The organism is Achromobacter sp. HNDS-1, assembly GCF_040084795.1.
GTDB lineage: Bacteria > Pseudomonadota > Gammaproteobacteria > Burkholderiales > Burkholderiaceae_B > Achromobacter > Achromobacter ruhlandii.
In genome coordinates this window covers 2,133,112-2,148,033 of sequence record NZ_CP157584.1, presented here as the reverse complement: position 1 = coordinate 2,148,033, position 14,922 = coordinate 2,133,112, and the positions used below count along the sequence as shown (strand labels likewise).

The window sequence follows — 14,922 nt, the reverse complement described above, 5'->3', positions numbered from 1 at the left end:
ATTCCACCGCGAGCCGCGCCGTGTCCTCGACCGAATCCCTGCCCACCGACGCCGTTACGCGGATCTACCAAGAGCATCACGGCTGGCTGTCCGTCTGGCTGCGCAAGAAGCTCGGCAACTCGTTCGATGCCGCCGACCTGGCGCACGACACTTTCGTGCGCCTGATGGCGGCGCGGGTGCGCGCCGGCGGCGGCGACGAGCCGCGCGCATTGCTCACCCATATCGCCAAGGGCCTGGTGGTGGACCACTGGCGCCGCCGCGCGCTGGAAGACGCCTACCAATGCGCGGCCGCGCAGCTGCCGCCGCGCGAGGTGCCGTCGCCGGAAGTGCGGGCGCTGATCCTGGAAACGCTGTACGCCATCGACGCCACCTTGCGCACGCTGCCCGCCAAGACCCGCGCCATCTTCCTGGCCTCGCAATTCGACGGCATGACCTATGCCGATATCGCCCGCGCGCAGCGCGTGTCGCTGGCCACGGTCAAGCGCCACATGCAAAAAGCGCTGACGGCCTGCCTCATCGCCTACCAGGGGGGCGCCGCGTGAGCGCCACCCCGGATACGGCGGTCCTGGAAGAGGCCGCCGGCTGGCTGGTGCGCTTCCAGTCGGAGACCCTGTCGGCCGCGGACCGCGCCGCCTTCGAGCGCTGGCGCGGCCGCAGCGCGGCGCATGCCGCCGCCTGGGCCCGGGTGGAAGACATGCTGCGCAGCTTCGGACAGGTGCCGCCCGATCTGGGCGCGCGCACGCTGCGGCAGCTGGAGCGGCCCGGCCGGCGCCAGGCGCTGCGCAGCGTGGCGGGCCTGCTGCTGCTGGGGCCGGCGGCCTGGCTGGCCTGGCGCGCATTGCCGTGGCACGAATGGAGCGCCGATGCGCGCACCGCCACCGGCGAGCAGCGCCGCATGCAACTGGCGGACGGCACCCGCCTGCTGCTGAACACCGCCACCGCCGTCGATATCCAGTACACCGCCGAGCAGCGCGTGATCTGGCTGCGCGCGGGCGAGATCCTGCTGACCACCGGCAAGGACCCGGCGCCGGTCCATCGGCCGTTCATCGTGCGCACCGCGCAGGGCTCGGTGCAGGCGCTGGGCACGCGCTTCATGGTGCGGGACGAGCGCGACGGCATCCGCGTCGCGGTGTTCGACGGCGCGGTGGCGATCCGGCCGGCCGCCAGCGACGCGCAGCGCGTGTTGCAGGCGGGACAGCAGACCGTGTTCGACGCGCAGCGGATCGGCCCCGAGTCGGCCGCCGACGCCGCGCTGGCGTCCTGGGAGGACGGCATGCTGGCCGCGCGCAACTGGCGCCTGGCCGACCTGGTGGCGGAACTGGCGCGCTACCGCCGCGGTTTCCTGCGTTGCGATCCGGCGGTGGCCGAGTTGCGCGTGTCGGGCGCCTTTCCCCTGAACGACATCGACGCCGGCCTGCGCCTGCTGGAGAAGACGCTGCCGGTGCGGATCCAGCGCATGACGCCGTACTGGGTCACCGTGGCGGCGCGCTGAGGGCGCGGCCGTTACAAATTAATCGCCGAGTCCCTGACACTTTTTCGGCCTTCGTCCGGTGTACCGGGTGAATCGTCGCGGCGCGACCGCGATGCCCCGCCCACGAAGGATCCCTCATGGCAAGCCGTTACTCCCGTTCCCTGTCCGTCCGCCGCGCGCGGACCTCATCGTCGTCCACGCGGGCCGCGGTGCGCGCCCTTGGCCTGGGCGTGGCGCTGGCGCTGGCGTCGGCGGCCTCGCAGCCGGCGCGCGCCGCCGATGCCGTCAGCGCGGCGAGCGGCAAGCCCTATGCGATTCCCGCCGGCCCGCTGGGCGACACGCTGGCCCGCTTCGCCGCCGCCGCCGGCGTGCCGCTGTCCTTCGATCCGGCCCTGCTGGCGGGCCAGCACAGTGACGGCCTGAACGGCGTCTACACGGTGCGCGAGGGCTTCGCGCGGCTGCTGTCGGGCTCCGGCTACGCGCTGGCGGAGCAGGGCGGCGGTGCCTATTCGCTGCGCAAGCTGCCGCCGCAGGGCGAGACCACGCTGCTGCCGAGCGTCGTGGTGACGGGCGCGGACGCGCATCCTTCGGCGCTGCCGGTCGCGTACATGGGCGGCCAGGTGGCGCGCGGCGGCCGGCTCGGCCTGCTGGGCAACCGCGATGTGATGGATACGCCGTTCAGCGTCGCCAACTACACCTCGGACCTGCTGGCCAACCGCCAGGCGGTGACGCTGGCCGACGCGCTGAACGTCGATTCCTCGGTGCGCTTCACCGGCCAGATCGGCGGCGTGACCGACTCGTTCTACATCCGCGGCTTTCCGATAGGCGAAGGCAACCTGGGCGAGATCGCCTTCGACGGCGTCTATGGCGTGGCGCCGAACTACCACGTGTTCACCGACTACATCGAGCGGGTCGAGGTGCTGAAGGGGCCGGCGGCGCTGCTGTACGGCATGTCGCCCAACAGCGGGGTGGGCGGCGTCATCAACATGGTGCCCAAGCGCTCGCTGCCGCAGGACCTGACGCGGGTGTCGGCCGATTACGCGGGGGCGTCGCAGTTCGGCGGCCGTGTCGACCTGAGCCGGCGCTTCGGTGACGACGGCGCCTGGGGCGTGCGCGTCAACGGCCTGCACCGCCAGGGCGACACGCCGCTGGACAACCTGCATTCGCGCACCGACATCGGCGCGCTGTCGCTGGACTACCAGGGCGAGAAGCTGCGCGCCTCGCTCGACCTGCTGATCCAGAACGAGAAGATCGACGCGCCCACGCGTCCGTTCCTGGTGGCGGCGGGCCTGCGCGTGCCGGACGCGCCGGACGGCCGCCGCAATGCGACGCAGCCGTGGAGCTGGTGGAAGTCCGAAGGCGAATCCGCGCTGCTGCGCGTCGAGTACGACATCAGCGACCGCCTGACGGTGTTCGCCGACGCGGGCGGCTCGAGCACCACCATCAACCGCCTGTCCGACCAGACGCCGACCCTCGTCAACGCCGCCGGCGATACGCGGGTGACCCCCAACCATTTCAAGTTCCAGGTCGATCGCAGCACCTACAACGCCGGCCTGCGCGCCAAGCTGGACACCGGCCCGGTGCGCCATGCCATCACCTTCATGGGCACGCTGTACAGCGACCGCAACGCCCAGGCCAGCGTGAACGGCACGGCGCTGTCGTCCAACATCTATCACCCGGTGACGCGGCCCCGGCAGGACATCGCCGCGCCCGCCAGCGTGCCCAAGGTGTCGTCTTCGGACCTGAGCGGCTTCGCGCTGGCCGACACGCTGAGCGTGCTGGACGAGCGGGTCCAGTTGACGCTGGGCGCGCGCCAGCAGCGGGTCGAGTCACGCAACTTCAATGGCGTCACGGGCGCGCGCACCCTCAGCTACGACGAAAGCGCGATCACGCCGCTGGCCGGCCTGGTGCTCAAGCCGTGGCGGAACGTCTCGTTCTACGGCAACTACATCGAGGGCCTGAGCAAGGGCGACGTGGCGCCGGCCACCGCCACCAACGCCGGCCAGGTGTTCAAGCCGTACAAGTCCAAGCAAAAGGAAGTGGGCGTGAAGGTCGATTTCGACAGCGCCATGCTGACCCTGAGCGCCTTCGAGATCACCAAGCCCAGCGGCCAGCTGACGGGGGGCGTGTATGCGGCGGACAGCGAGCAACGCAACCGCGGCGTGGAACTGAACCTGTCGGGCGAGCCGCTGCGCGGCCTGCGCCTGCTGGGCGGCGTGACCTTCCTGGACGCCGAGCTGACGCGCACCAGCAACCCCGCCACGCGCGGCAACCAGCCCGTGGGCGTGCCGCGCTTCACCGCCAACCTGGGCGCGGAATGGGATACGCCCTGGGTCGCCGGGCTGACCCTGACCGGCGGCGTGATCCACACCGGCAAGGAATACGTCAATCAGGCCAACACGCAGTCGGTGCCCTCGTGGACCACGTTCGACCTGGGCGCGCGCTACGTCACGCGCATCGACGGCAAGGAAGTGACCCTGCGCGCCAATGTCGTCAACGTGTTCAACCGCGCCTATTGGTCGGGCGTGGCGTCCTACGGCACCATCTCGCAAGGCGTGCCGCGCACGCTGATGCTGTCGGCGTCGATGGACTTCTGAGGGGCCCGCGGCGGGCCGCCAGGCGGCCCGCGCGTAGCGGCTTGATCCGCCGGCGGCCTAGGTTGTGAGGATGCCGCGGATGCGCGCCAGGTTGTCGAGCGTGCTGCGCAGGTGCCGGGCCAGCGCCTGCGAGGCCTCTTCGTTGCGCTCGCGCTCCAGCAGGTCGAGGATTTCCAGGTGCTGCTCGCAATGCTGGCGATAGCGGCTGCGGTCCTGCATCGAGCGGTACGACAGCAGCCGCCGCACGCGGTTGACGCGCTTGATGGTGTCGATGAAGAACGGGTTGCCCGAGGCCTCCACCAGCGACTCGTGGAAGCGCACGCCGCGTTCGTGCAACTGGTCGGCGCTGTCGCTGTCGATGCCGCCGTCGAGCAGGTGGCGTTCGGCGGCGCGGCAGCGCGCCAGCACGGCCTTGTCGATGCGGTAGGTGGGTTCGAGCAGCGCGGCCGGTTCCAGCGCCAGGCGCAGGCGATACGACTGCAGCAGGCTGTCGGGCGTGGTCATCATCGACGAGAATTCCCAGCCGTAGCCGGGGCGCCGCTGCGCCCAGCCTTCTTGCGCCACGCGCGCCAGCAGCGCCTGGGTCTGCGCCTGCGTCAGGGCGTAGCGGGCGCGCAGCAGCGCTTCGCTGCACTGCATCGGCAGCGCGCCGCGCAGCAGTTCGTCGGCCAGCCGGAAATAGCTTTGCGTGACGACGTCGTCGGCGGCGGGCGGGGCCAGGTCCGCGCAGGTGCGCGCCAGGACCTCGTGGTCCAGCTGCAGGAAGTAGCCGCGGTTGGGCTTGCGCGCCACGATGCCGTGCCGCTCCAGCAGGCCAAGCGCGTCATTGACCGGCGAGCGCGACAGGCGCAGGCGGTCGGCCAGTTTCTGCGCGCTCAGGTGCGCGCCGCCGGTCAGGCGGTCCTGCCGGATCAGCTCCAGGATCTTGCTGGCGGTGTGGGTCTGCGCGCTCATGGGGAATGCAAAGTGGGACTCAGCCCGGCGGGGCCGTCTCGGACGGCGCCGAGGTCGCGGCGCCAAGCGTATCCGCGAGGATAGCCGGAATCACGCCGCCCATCCGCAGCAGATGCAGCTCCAGTTGGGTTTCGACCGCGGCGGTGGCCTGCAGGGCCTGCTCGCGGCCGTCGGCGCGCAACAGCCGCACCGCGACCGGCTGGCGCGGCGCCAGGCGCTGCGGCGGACAATCGACCTCGAAGCGGTCGCCCGGCTGAATCGCCAGGCGGTGCGGCGTGACGCCCGCCGGCAGGCGCAGCGGCAGGATGCCCATGCCGATCAGGTTCGAGCGGTGGATGCGCTCGAAGCTGACTGCCAGCACCGCGCGGATGCCCAGCAGCCGCTGGCCCTTGGCGGCCCAGTCGCGCGAGGAGCCGGTGCCGAAGCGTTCGCCGGCCAGCAGCACCACCGCGTCGCCGTCGCGGCGGTAGCGCTCGGCGGCTTCCCAGATCGGTTCGATGGCGCCGCTGGGCGCATGCACGGTGTGGCCGACCGGGGCATCCGGGCACAGCAGGTTGGCCAGGCTCTTGCTGTAGAAGGCGGCCCGCATCATCACCTGCCAATTGCCGCGCCGCGACGCGAACACGTTCAGGTCATCGCGGTCGTCGCCTTGCGCCACCAGGAAGTCGGCGATCAGGCTGTCGGGCGGAATGGCGCTGGCGGGTGAAAGGTGGTCGGTGGTGACGTCGTCGCCCAACACCAGCAGCGGATGCGCGGCATAGCGGCCCAATTGGCTCGCCGGATCGGCCGCCGCGAACGGCGGGCGGCGCAGCGCGGTCGAGGCCGGATCCCACGGAAAGCGCGGCGTGGCGGGCGACTGCAAGGCCTGCCAGCCCGGATTGGCGCTGGCCGCCTGGAAGGCCCGCTGGAAGTCGTCGGCGCGCAGGCCGCGCGCCAGCGCCGCGTCGATCTCGCCGTCGTCTGGCCAGAGGTCGCGCAGGAACACGGGGCGGCCGTCGGCTCCGACCTGCACCGGTTCGCGCGCCAGGTCGCGCTCGGCGTCGCCGGCCAGCGCGAAGGCGATGACCAGCGGCGGCGACATCAGGAAGCCCAGGTCCAGGTCGGGGTGGATGCGGCCGGTGAAATTGCGGTTGCCGGACAGCACCGCCACCGGCCGGACGGCGCCGGCCGCCATGGCGTCGCGCACCATCGGGGGCAAGGGGCCGGAATTGCCGATACAGGTGGTGCAGCCATAGCCGACGATGCCGAAGCCCACCGCCTCCAGGTCGGCGAGCAGGCCGGCGCGGGCCAGGTAGTCGGCGGCGGCGGGCGAGCCGGGGCCGAGCGAGGTCTTGACCCAGGCGGGCGCCTTGAGCCCGGCGCGGCGCGCCTTGCGCGCCAGCAGCCCGGCCGCGACCAGCAGGCGCGGATCGGAGGTGTTGGTACAGCTGGTGATGGCGGCGATGGCGATGGCATGGCGCGGCAGCGGCGAAGCCGCCCGCGGCGCGAACCCGAGGCCCGCCAGGAGGGCGCGGGTCTGTTCATAGGGATGCAGGTCCTGCGGCCGGGTGGGCCCGGCCACCCGCGTGCCCACCTGGTCCAGCGCGATCTCGACCACGCGCGTGTAGCGCGGCGTGGCCGCCGGATCCAGCGCCAGGCCGGCGCTGGCGGCATAGGCGGCCACCCGCGCCACGTGGGCCGGATCGCGACCGGTCTGGCGCAGGTAATCGAGCGTGGCCGCGTCGATGGGAAAATAGCCGGTGGTGGCGCCGTACTCCGGCGCCATGTTGGCCACCACGCAGCGGCTGCCGGCCGACAGGGTGGCGACGCCGGGACCGAAGAATTCCACGAACTCGCCCGACACGCCGATGGCGCGCAGGCGCTGGGTCACGGTCAGCGCCAGGTCGGTCGCGGTGACGCCGGCCGCCAGCGCGCCGCTCAGGCGCACGCCGATCACGTCGGGAATGCGCAGCAGGGTGGGCATGCCGAACATCACCGTCTGCGCCTCCAGCCCGCCCACGCCCCAGCCCAGCACGCCGATGCCGTTGATCATCGGCGTATGGCTGTCGGTGCCGATCATCATGTCCGGATGCAGCGCGCCGTCGTGTTCGCACACCACGGTCGCCAACTGTTCCAGGTTGAGGGTGTGCATGATGCCGGTGCCGGGCGGATGGATGCGCACGTTGGACAGCGCTTTCGAGGCCCAGCGCAGGAAACGGTAGCGCTCGGCGTTGCGGCGCAATTCCAGCGCCAGGTTGCTGGCGGCCGCATCCGGCCGCGCATAGGCCTGCACCGCCAGCGAATGATCCACCGACACGTCCACCGGCAGCACCGGGTTCAGCGCGCGCGGGTCCATGCCGGCCTCGTCCAGCGCGTCGCGCATGGCGGCGATATCCACCAGCGCGGGCGTGCTGGTGGTGTCGTGCATCAGCACGCGGCCTGGCTGGAAGGCGATCTCCGCTTCGCTGGTGCCATGCGCCAGCCACGCGAACAGCGCCGCCACGGCGTCGTCCCGCTCGGCGCCGCGCATGTTGCGCAAGGCGTTTTCCAGCAGCAGCCGCAGCACCACCGGCAGGCGCTGGAAGTCCGCGCCGTACTGGCCGGCCATGTCGATGTGGGTGTAGGCGACGCCGTCCAGCGTGAAGCCGGTGCGGCGGGGCGGGGTGTCGTCGGGGGTGTCCATAGCGGCTAGTTTTGCATATTGCATTGTTAAAATGCAATATAACTTTCGGCCGCATGCGCCGCGCTGCGGGGGGCGGCCGGCTGTCCGGGCCGTCAGGACGGACCGGACAGCGGCAGCGACAGCCCCACGCGTACACCGCCGCGCACCCGGCTGATGGCGTGGCGCAGCGTGGCGCGGTAGTCGCCGTTGGCGCCCCGCACGGGCCGGTGCAGGGCCGCGATCAGGGCGGCGTCGCCGCGTGTCAGCGGCAGGACCATCGGGCGCGATTGCTGGCGGGGCCGCTGCTCGGTCATGACGAATTCGCCGCCGCTGAAGTCGCCTCCAGGGGCGGACAGCAACGCAACCAGATAGAACGGGAACCCTGCCTCGTCCGGCGCGTGGCGCAGGGGCTGGCAATCGTCCCGGCCCAGCCTGCTCAGGCTGGCCGGGCCCGCCGCCGTGGCAGCGGGGGCGGCGTGTCCCAACCGCCGCGCCCAGTTCCGCGCCAGGGGCGCCAGCCGTGCCTGCAGGGCGTCCTGCAGGGTGTCCAGGCCATGCGGCAGCGGCGGGGGCAGTGACCGGCAGGCGCCGCCCTCCGCGCCGCCCGGGACGGCGTGAGGATCGTCGAAGGCGCCCGCCAGCGCACTGGCCTGGGCGGGGCTGAACAGCGCGGGCAGCGGCGCCCAGCCCTCGGTATCGAGCTGTTCGAGAATGCGGGCCCAGTCGTAGCGGTCCAGCGGCAGGAGGTCGGCCGCGGTCATGGCGCCGCCGGGGCCGAGGCGGCGGGCATGCGCCACAGATACCAGGCGGCGATCGTGCGGTACGGGCGGAAAGCCTCGCCGATGGCGCGCATCCGCGCCGGCGACGGGGCCTGGTCCAGCCGCTTCAGGCGCCGGTAGCCCTCGCGCACGCCGAAGTCGTCCACTGGCAGGATGTCCATGCGCTCCAGCGTGTAGATCAGCAACATTTCCACGGTCCAGCGGCCTACGCCGCGCAGCGTCACCAGCCGTTCGATCAGGTCTTCGTCGCGCATGGCCAGCGCTTCCTCGCGCGAGGGGATCAGGCCGTCCAGGGCGGCCTGCGCGATGCCGCGGATGGTGGCCAGCTTGGACGCCGAAAAGCCGCAGGCGCGCTGGGCGTCGGGATCGGTGTCCAGCAGCGCGCGCGGCGCGGGAAAGGCCTGCCCGGGATACAGCGCCAGCAGGCGGCCGAGAATGGCGTCGCCGGCGCGCGCGTGCAGCTGCTGGTAGGCGATGGCGCGCACCAGCGCCTCGTACGGATCGCGCGCCGGCCGCGAGGCGTGGCGGCACGGGCCGATGGCGGCCACATGGCCAGCCCAGTCGGCATCCAGCGCCGCCAGGTGCCGGGCGGCGCGCGCGTACAGGGCGGGAACATCATCGACGGCGGCGGTTGTCGCGCGGACTGTCGGCGGTGTGGATTTCGCGGGGGAGGTCGGTGGCGTCATGGAAGGCTGTGCAATGAACGGAGGGCGGCTCAGGGGAGGCCTGGCCGCGATACAGCATAGCGAACCGCGCGGCCGCGCACACTCCGTTGCTTGCGCTCCGCCGCGCGGGCGGGTTGGCGCGGTGCAGTATGCTCTAGGGCTTCCCCGATCCCTCCTTTCCGCCATCCGCAATGACTGATTTTCCCTTTGACGCCGTGTTGTTCGACTGTGACGGCGTCCTGGTCGATTCCGAGCCGATCACCGCCCGCGTCCTGACCGAGATGCTGAACGAACTGGGCTGGGCCATCACCTTCGAAGAGGCCACGCGCATCTTCACCGGCAAGGCGGTGCGCGACGAGCTGCCCCTGATCCAGGCGCGCACCGGCGTGGCGCTGGCGCCCGAATGGTTCGCGCAGTTCCGCGAACGCCGCAATGGCGCGCTCGATCGCGAGCTGCGCGAAATTCCCGGCGCGCCGGACGCGGTGCGCAGCCTGCACCAGACGCTGTCGGGCCGCATCGCGGTGGCGTCGGGCGCCGACCGCCGCAAGGTCGAGCTGCAACTGGCCAAGGTCGGCATCGCCGAGTGCTTCGGTGAACGGGTCTTCAGCGGCCACGAAATGCCGCGCAGCAAGCCGCATCCCGACGTCTATCTGGCCGCCGCCAGCGCGCTGGGCGTGGATCCGCGGCGCTGCGCCGTGGTCGAGGATACCGTCACCGGCGCCACCGCCGGCGTGGCGGCGGGCGCCACGGTGTTCGGCTACAGCCCGAGCGCCAACGGCCACAGCAGCGCCGAGGCGCTGCGCGAGGTCGGCGTGGCCCACGTGTTCACCGACATGGCGCAATTGCCGGGCCTGCTGGCCGGCTGGGCCGCGGCGCGCTGAGGCGCCGGACGCGTCAACGGCCGGCGTATTGCTCGCCGCCGTCCAGGTCGATCACCGTGCCACTGAGATAGCCCGCCCGCGGCGACGCGCCGAACACCACCATGTCGGCGACTTCCTCGGGCTCCATCAGGCGGCCGAAGGGCAGGTCGTTCAGGGTTTCCTGCCAGCGCGATGCATCGCCCCAGCGGGCCTGCGCGCGCTGCCTGGCCAGGGTCAGCACCCGGTCGGTGCGGGTGCGTGACGGGTTCACGCCGAACACGCGCACGCCGTGGCGCGGCCCGTCGCCGCCCAGGGCGCGGGTGAAGGCGATCAATGAGGCATTGGCGGCGGCGCCGCAGATGTAGTCGGCGCGCGGCGCCGAGCCGGCCATGCCGATGATGTTGGCGATGACGCCGGCGCCCGCCGCGCGCATCAGCGGATAGTAGTGGCGCGCCAGGTCGATGTAGCCATGCACTTTCAGGTCCCAGCCGGCGCGCCAGCGTTCGTCCTGCACCTGGTCCAGGGCGCCGCCGGGCACCGCGCCGGCGTTGTTGACCAGGATGTCGATCGCCCCGGTCTGTTGCAGCACCCGCGCCGCCGCGCCGGGCTGCGCCAGGTCGACCGCCAGGGTGCTCGCCGCGCGCCCGGTCTGCGCCTGGATCGCCTGCGCGGCGGCCCGCAGCGCCGCGTCGTCGCGCGCCGCCAGGATCGGTTCGGCGCCTTCCCGCGCAAAGGCCATGGCGCAGGCCAGGCCGATTCCCTTGGACGCGCCCGTGATCAGTACGCGCTTGCCATCCAGCTGCAAATCCATCCGTCGCTCCTCGTCGTGTCCGTCTCGATGCGGACCTGCCTGACGTTGTAAACCAGATGGGCGCCGCCGCGCCAGCGCGGCCCTGCTATGCTGGCTGCATCCACCTGCCGCGGGAGACAACGATGGCGGATATCTGGCTGGAAGTCTGGACCACCTTGCGCAGTGAATTCGCCGACATCCCCGATGTCGGCGAGGCCACCCGCATCGTGCTGCGCCTGGGCATGGCGGTATTGCTGGGCGGCCTGCTCGGCTATGAACGCGAGCGCAGCGGCAAGGCCGCCGGCCTGCGCACCCATATGCTGGTGGCGCTGGGCGCCGCGATCTTCGTGCTGGTGCCGCTGCAGAACGGCATGCAGGTCGGCGACCTGAGCCGGGTGCTGCAGGGCGTGATCGCCGGCATCGGTTTCCTGGGCGCGGGCGCCATCATCAAGCTCAGCGACGAGCGCGAGATCCGTGGCCTGACCACCTCGGCCAGCATCTGGATGACCGCCGCCATTGGCGTGGCCGCCGGCATGGGGCGCGAGGCCACCGCCGTGGCCAGCACGCTGATGGCGCTGTTCGTGCTGGCGGTGCTGCGGCGGGTCGAGGCGCGCATCGCGGCCAAGGACGACAAACGGCTGATCGAAAGCGACCGGCCCTGAGCCGCCGTCAGATCCAGACGTCGTTGGGGGCGCTGCGCTCGCCGCCCTGGTCGCCGGTGTTGCGCACGCCGCGCGGCTCGATCAGCATGGCCTGCACCGTTTGCGGCGCACACGGCTTGTGCTCCACGCCTTTGGGGATGACGGCCATTTCTCCCGGTCCCAGGTCGATATGGCCGTCGCGCAGGTCGATGCGCAGTTGGCCCGCCAGCACGATAAAGGTCTCGTCGGTATCGGCATGGGCGTGCCACACGAATTCGCCGTGCAGCTTGACCAGCTTGAACTGGTAGTCGTTCATCTCGGCGATGACCTTGGGCATCCAGGGTTCCTGGATCAGCGACAGCTTGTGGGCCAGGTTGATGGCGGTGATGGCGGGCATGGCGGCTTCCTTGTGCGGCAATGAAAACCGCAGCTTAGGGGCCGGCGTGCGCGCGGTCTTGTACGTTTGTGCGAAACGCCGCGCATCAGCGGCGCAGGGTGCCGCGCCAGTGCGCGGGCGTCATGCCGAAGGCCTCGGCGTGGCGGCGCGTCAGGTGGCTCTGGTCGGTGAAGCTGGCGGCCAGCGCGGCCTGCGCCAGCGGCTCGCCCGCGGCAATCAGGCGCCGCGCCAGGTCAAGGCGGCGCAGCAAGGCGTAGCGGTACGGGCTGGTGCCGTACAGCGCGCGGAAGTCGCGCGAAAGGCGCCAGCGGTCGATGCCGGCGGCGCGCTCCAGGTCGTCCAGCGACACCGCCTGGCCGCGCGCGTCGTGGATGTACTGGCGCGCCCGCTCGCCGGCGGCATAGTCGGGCCGCGACCGGGCGGGGGCCTGGCCCGCGGCGGCGCACAGCGCCAGCGTCAGGTCGTATAGCGCGTCGTCCTCGCGCAGCGGATCGGTGGCGTCGGGGGCTTGCAACAGCGCGACGCAGGCCGCGCGCAGCCGCGCATCGTTGGAGACGCCGTCGCGCACGAAGGGCAGCGGACGGCCGCCCAGGATGCGCTGGATGAGCGCCGGCTGCACATAGGCCATGCGGTAGTGGAAGCCGGCGTCGGTGCCGGCCTGGCCATCGTGCGCCTCGTCGGGGTGCAGCACCAGCACGCCGCCCGGCAGGCTGTGCCGCAGGTCGCGGCGGTAGTGAAAGCTCTGCACGCCGGCCAGCGTGCAGCCGATGGCGTAGGTGTCATGCCGGTGCAGCCCGTAGCCGAGGCCGCCGAAGTAGGCTTCGATGCGCTCGAACCGGTCCGCCGGCGCTTGGCGCACGATCCAGTCGCGGGAGGCGGGACGAGCGGCCATGGCTATTTCAGCTGCACCAGCACGAACTCATTGCCGTACAGGTCGATGAAGTGCGCATAGATGGCGGCGGTGTCGTCCACCGGCTCCCGGGTGAAGCGCACGCCGCGCGCGGCGAAGCGTGCATGGTCGCGCGCCACGTCGTCGGTGTAGAACACGCCCACCGGCTGGCCGCCGGTCTGGTCGCCGACGCGGTCGCGCTGGGCCTGGGTCTGCGCCTGCAGCAGCCACACGCCCACCGACGGCTGTTCCGGCAGCCGCAGATGCACATAGCGCTGCGGGCCCACGGCCATGTCGACGAACACCTGCATGCCCAGCTTGTCCTGGTAGAAGGCGATGGCGGTGTCGTAATCGTTGACCAGCAGGACGAGGCGGCCCAGCGAATGCATGTCGGAACTCTTTTGAAAGTTAGGCTTGCGGCTATGCTAACCGGTCTTCATGGCGCGACTTCGCGCAGCAGGCGGAATCCGACCAGTGGATAGCGTGTTTCGGGGGTATTCCAGTTGCGGTACGCCGAACGCGTGTACAGCGCCCAGGTATGCCACGAGCCGCCGCGGCGCACCCGCACGTTGCCGCTGGCCGGGCCCTGCGGGTCGTCCTGGGGCGAGTGCGCGTAGTAGTCCTCGCCGTACCAATCGGCCACCCATTCCCAGGCGTTGCCATGCATGTCGTACAGGCCGAAGGCGTTGGGCGCGTGGCTGGCGACGGGGGCGGTGAAGCGGTGGCCGTCGCTGCGCGCCGCCGCGTAGGTCCGCCATTTTGGCCAGAGCGGCGCCGCGTCCGCGTCGAAGGTGTTGGCCACGTCCGGCAGGGCGGCCGGGTCGTCGCCGTGCTGGTAGCGGCCCTGGCCGCCGGCCCGGGCGGCGTATTCCCATTCGGCTTCGGTCGGCAGCCGGTAGACCTGGCCTTCGCGCTGGCTCAGCCAGCGCGCCATGGCGGTGGCGTCGTTCCAGCTGACATTGACCACCGGATGCGTGTCGTCCTGGGCAAAGCCGGGGTTGCGCCAGGAGTAGCGGCGGTCGCGGCCTTCGAAGGCGTCGCCGCGTTCGGACGCCTCGGGATCATAGGCGGCGTTGTAGCCGTAGCCGCCCGTGCCGTCGGCCTCGGATTCCGGCACGTAGCCCGAGGCCTCCAGGAAGCGGCGGAACTGGCCCACGGTGACTTCGGTGGGCATCAGCAGGAAGGGCCGGGTGATGCGCACGGTGTGCACCGGCGCCTCGTCGAACAATTGCGTGAAGCGCTCGCGCGGGTATTGGGGATAGTCGCGCGCCAGCGCCTCGGGCGGTTCGTCGCTGCCCATGAGAAAGCTGCCGGCCGGCACCATGACGAATGGCATGCCCAGCGAATTCTCGGTGCGGGCCGGCGGTTCGGCGGCGCCGGCGGGCGGGCCGAGCAACGGGCACAGCAGGGCAAGGGCGAGGCTCAGGCGCATGGAATTCCCAAGGGCGGAAAAGGTGCCTGATAGTAGGCCGGCGCGCTGGCCGCCGCCAGTTCTGGTGAACCCGCATGGCCGCGCCTTGCGCCTGGCCGGCCTGGATGAGGGCCGGATCGGAGAGCGGCTGGCGCGGCGCGCCGTTTCAGCCGGCCTGGCGGATGGTGAAGTTGATCCGCACGCTGCCCAGCGTGGGATGGGGGCGGTCCTTGAGCGGTAGCACGCCGTGATAGCGCAGCCGATCGACGCCGCCCCACACCACCACATCGCCATGGAACAGTGGCACGTGCACGGCCCGGTCGCCGCGCGCGTGGCCGCCGAACAGGAACACCGCCGGCATGCCGAGCGACACCGAGACGATGGGCGCGCCGTAGTCGCGCTCGTCCTTGTCCTGGTGCAGCGACAGCCGTGAACCGGGCTGGTAGCGGTTGACCAGGCAGGCGTCCGGCGCGAAGCCGGGAAAGCCCGCCTCGCGCGCGGCCGCGCGCGCCAGAGTATCGAAGGCCTCGGGCATGTCCGGCCATGGCAAGCCGGATAGCGGATCCTCGCGCGTGTAGCGATACCCCTGTTCATCGCTGGTCCAGCCATGGCGGCCGCAGTTGGTCAGCGCCACCGACATCGGCAGGCCGCCGGGCGTGACCATGTGGCGAAACGGCGCCTGCCGGCGCACCGTGTCGACCCCGGCCAGCAGCGCCTGTGCCGCCGGCAGCGCATAGCCGCGCAGCACCACCGATTGCGCGCCGATGCTTTCGCGGCCGGTCTGCGCGATCTCTTCATCGTCGAACAGGTTCAGGCTGGTTCCCATG

The 14,922-nt window shown here is 71.5% G+C and carries 15 protein-coding genes; 5 read left to right on the top strand and 10 right to left on the bottom strand.

Features of this window, described 5'->3' with window-relative positions:
- Positions 1-20 precede the first annotated feature (20 nt).
- The 3 genes from ABFG95_RS09950 (at position 21) to ABFG95_RS09940 (ending at position 4,068) form a co-directional block, all read left to right on the top strand.
- The gene (locus ABFG95_RS09950; protein ID WP_278990551.1) at positions 21-542 is read left to right on the top strand and encodes a sigma-70 family RNA polymerase sigma factor; all 522 of its coding nucleotides are present in this window, start codon (positions 21-23) and stop codon (positions 540-542) included.
- Positions 539-1,492 carry a FecR domain-containing protein gene (locus ABFG95_RS09945; protein WP_068950734.1) on the top strand — a complete coding sequence of 318 codons (954 nt, stop codon included), beginning with the start codon at positions 539-541 and terminating at the stop codon, positions 1,490-1,492. The genes ABFG95_RS09950 and ABFG95_RS09945 overlap by 4 nt, the downstream gene beginning before the upstream one ends.
- Before the next feature lie 116 nt (positions 1,493-1,608).
- Positions 1,609-4,068, top strand: coding sequence for a TonB-dependent receptor (locus ABFG95_RS09940; RefSeq protein ID WP_348995798.1), 2,460 nt, complete (start codon positions 1,609-1,611; stop codon positions 4,066-4,068).
- Between the two features lie 57 nt (positions 4,069-4,125).
- On the opposite strand, the gene ABFG95_RS09935 is transcribed toward ABFG95_RS09940, so the two are convergent.
- The 4 genes from ABFG95_RS09935 to ABFG95_RS09920 form a co-directional block, all read right to left on the bottom strand.
- Positions 4,126-5,022: a GntR family transcriptional regulator gene (locus ABFG95_RS09935; RefSeq protein ID WP_175145011.1), complete on the bottom strand. Its 897-nt coding sequence runs from the start codon at positions 5,020-5,022 to the stop codon at positions 4,126-4,128.
- A gap of 19 nt (positions 5,023-5,041) precedes the next feature.
- Positions 5,042-7,684 (bottom strand): aconitate hydratase AcnA, encoded by a 2,643-nt coding sequence (gene acnA, locus ABFG95_RS09930; protein WP_348995797.1) that lies wholly within the window; start codon positions 7,682-7,684, stop codon positions 5,042-5,044.
- A 92-nt stretch (positions 7,685-7,776) separates the two neighbouring features.
- On the bottom strand, positions 7,777-8,424 hold the full coding sequence (locus ABFG95_RS09925; protein WP_336730824.1) for a 2OG-Fe(II) oxygenase: 648 nt from the start codon (positions 8,422-8,424) through the stop codon (positions 7,777-7,779).
- Complete coding sequence (locus tag ABFG95_RS09920; protein WP_336730822.1) at positions 8,421-9,128, bottom strand: DNA-3-methyladenine glycosylase 2 family protein; 708 nt, start codon at positions 9,126-9,128, stop codon at positions 8,421-8,423. The genes ABFG95_RS09925 and ABFG95_RS09920 overlap by 4 nt, the downstream gene beginning before the upstream one ends.
- Positions 9,129-9,298: 170 nt before the next feature.
- On the opposite strand from ABFG95_RS09920, the gene ABFG95_RS09915 reads away from it, so the two are divergent.
- Positions 9,299-9,988: an HAD family phosphatase gene (locus ABFG95_RS09915; RefSeq protein ID WP_049075821.1), complete on the top strand. Its 690-nt coding sequence runs from the start codon at positions 9,299-9,301 to the stop codon at positions 9,986-9,988.
- 13 nt (positions 9,989-10,001) lie between these two features.
- Here the strand turns inward: ABFG95_RS09915 and ABFG95_RS09910 are convergent, their stop codons facing one another.
- Positions 10,002-10,778, bottom strand: coding sequence for a short-chain dehydrogenase/reductase (locus tag ABFG95_RS09910; RefSeq protein WP_059272469.1), 777 nt, complete (start codon positions 10,776-10,778; stop codon positions 10,002-10,004).
- A gap of 122 nt (positions 10,779-10,900) precedes the next feature.
- Here ABFG95_RS09910 and ABFG95_RS09905 point away from each other — a divergent pair, with 122 nt between their 5' ends.
- Positions 10,901-11,419, top strand: coding sequence for an MgtC/SapB family protein (locus tag ABFG95_RS09905; RefSeq protein ID WP_049075817.1), 519 nt, complete (start codon positions 10,901-10,903; stop codon positions 11,417-11,419).
- 7 nt (positions 11,420-11,426) lie between these two features.
- On the opposite strand, the gene ABFG95_RS09900 is transcribed toward ABFG95_RS09905, so the two are convergent.
- The 5 genes from ABFG95_RS09900 to alkB form a co-directional block, all read right to left on the bottom strand.
- Positions 11,427-11,795, bottom strand: coding sequence for a cupin domain-containing protein (locus ABFG95_RS09900; protein ID WP_049075815.1), 369 nt, complete (start codon positions 11,793-11,795; stop codon positions 11,427-11,429).
- Positions 11,796-11,880: 85 nt separating this feature from the next.
- Positions 11,881-12,687, bottom strand: a complete 807-nt coding sequence (locus ABFG95_RS09895; RefSeq protein ID WP_348995796.1) for an AraC family transcriptional regulator — start codon at positions 12,685-12,687, stop codon at positions 11,881-11,883.
- A gap of 2 nt (positions 12,688-12,689) precedes the next feature.
- A complete protein-coding gene (locus ABFG95_RS09890) occupies positions 12,690-13,073 on the bottom strand; it encodes a VOC family protein (protein WP_049075812.1) in 384 nt (127 codons plus the stop codon).
- Between the two features lie 47 nt (positions 13,074-13,120).
- Positions 13,121-14,116 (bottom strand): formylglycine-generating enzyme family protein, encoded by a 996-nt coding sequence (locus tag ABFG95_RS09885; protein WP_054415330.1) that lies wholly within the window; start codon positions 14,114-14,116, stop codon positions 13,121-13,123.
- 145 nt (positions 14,117-14,261) lie between these two features.
- Positions 14,262-14,921, bottom strand: a complete 660-nt coding sequence (gene alkB, locus ABFG95_RS09880) for a DNA oxidative demethylase AlkB (protein WP_059272465.1) — start codon at positions 14,919-14,921, stop codon at positions 14,262-14,264.
- Between the last annotated feature and the right edge of the window lies 1 nt (position 14,922).

What these genes read in the sequence shown, in the direction of transcription:
- ABFG95_RS09940 (WP_348995798.1), top strand. Translation starts at nt 1,609, where the DNA reads ATGGCAAGCCGTTACTCCCGTTCCCTGTCCGTCCGCCGCGCGCGGACC.
- ABFG95_RS09935 (WP_175145011.1), bottom strand. Translation starts at nt 5,022, where the DNA reads ATGAGCGCGCAGACCCACACCGCCAGCAAGATCCTGGAGCTGATCCGG.
- acnA (WP_348995797.1), bottom strand. Translation starts at nt 7,684, where the DNA reads ATGGACACCCCCGACGACACCCCGCCCCGCCGCACCGGCTTCACGCTG.
- ABFG95_RS09925 (WP_336730824.1), bottom strand. Translation starts at nt 8,424, where the DNA reads ATGACCGCGGCCGACCTCCTGCCGCTGGACCGCTACGACTGGGCCCGC.
- ABFG95_RS09920 (WP_336730822.1), bottom strand. Translation starts at nt 9,128, where the DNA reads ATGACGCCACCGACCTCCCCCGCGAAATCCACACCGCCGACAGTCCGC.
- ABFG95_RS09915 (WP_049075821.1), top strand. Translation starts at nt 9,299, where the DNA reads ATGACTGATTTTCCCTTTGACGCCGTGTTGTTCGACTGTGACGGCGTC.
- ABFG95_RS09910 (WP_059272469.1), bottom strand. Translation starts at nt 10,778, where the DNA reads ATGGATTTGCAGCTGGATGGCAAGCGCGTACTGATCACGGGCGCGTCC.
- ABFG95_RS09905 (WP_049075817.1), top strand. Translation starts at nt 10,901, where the DNA reads ATGGCGGATATCTGGCTGGAAGTCTGGACCACCTTGCGCAGTGAATTC.
- ABFG95_RS09900 (WP_049075815.1), bottom strand. Translation starts at nt 11,795, where the DNA reads ATGCCCGCCATCACCGCCATCAACCTGGCCCACAAGCTGTCGCTGATC.
- ABFG95_RS09895 (WP_348995796.1), bottom strand. Translation starts at nt 12,687, where the DNA reads ATGGCCGCTCGTCCCGCCTCCCGCGACTGGATCGTGCGCCAAGCGCCG.
- ABFG95_RS09890 (WP_049075812.1), bottom strand. Translation starts at nt 13,073, where the DNA reads ATGCATTCGCTGGGCCGCCTCGTCCTGCTGGTCAACGATTACGACACC.
- ABFG95_RS09885 (WP_054415330.1), bottom strand. Translation starts at nt 14,116, where the DNA reads ATGCGCCTGAGCCTCGCCCTTGCCCTGCTGTGCCCGTTGCTCGGCCCG.
- alkB (WP_059272465.1), bottom strand. Translation starts at nt 14,921, where the DNA reads ATGGGAACCAGCCTGAACCTGTTCGACGATGAAGAGATCGCGCAGACC.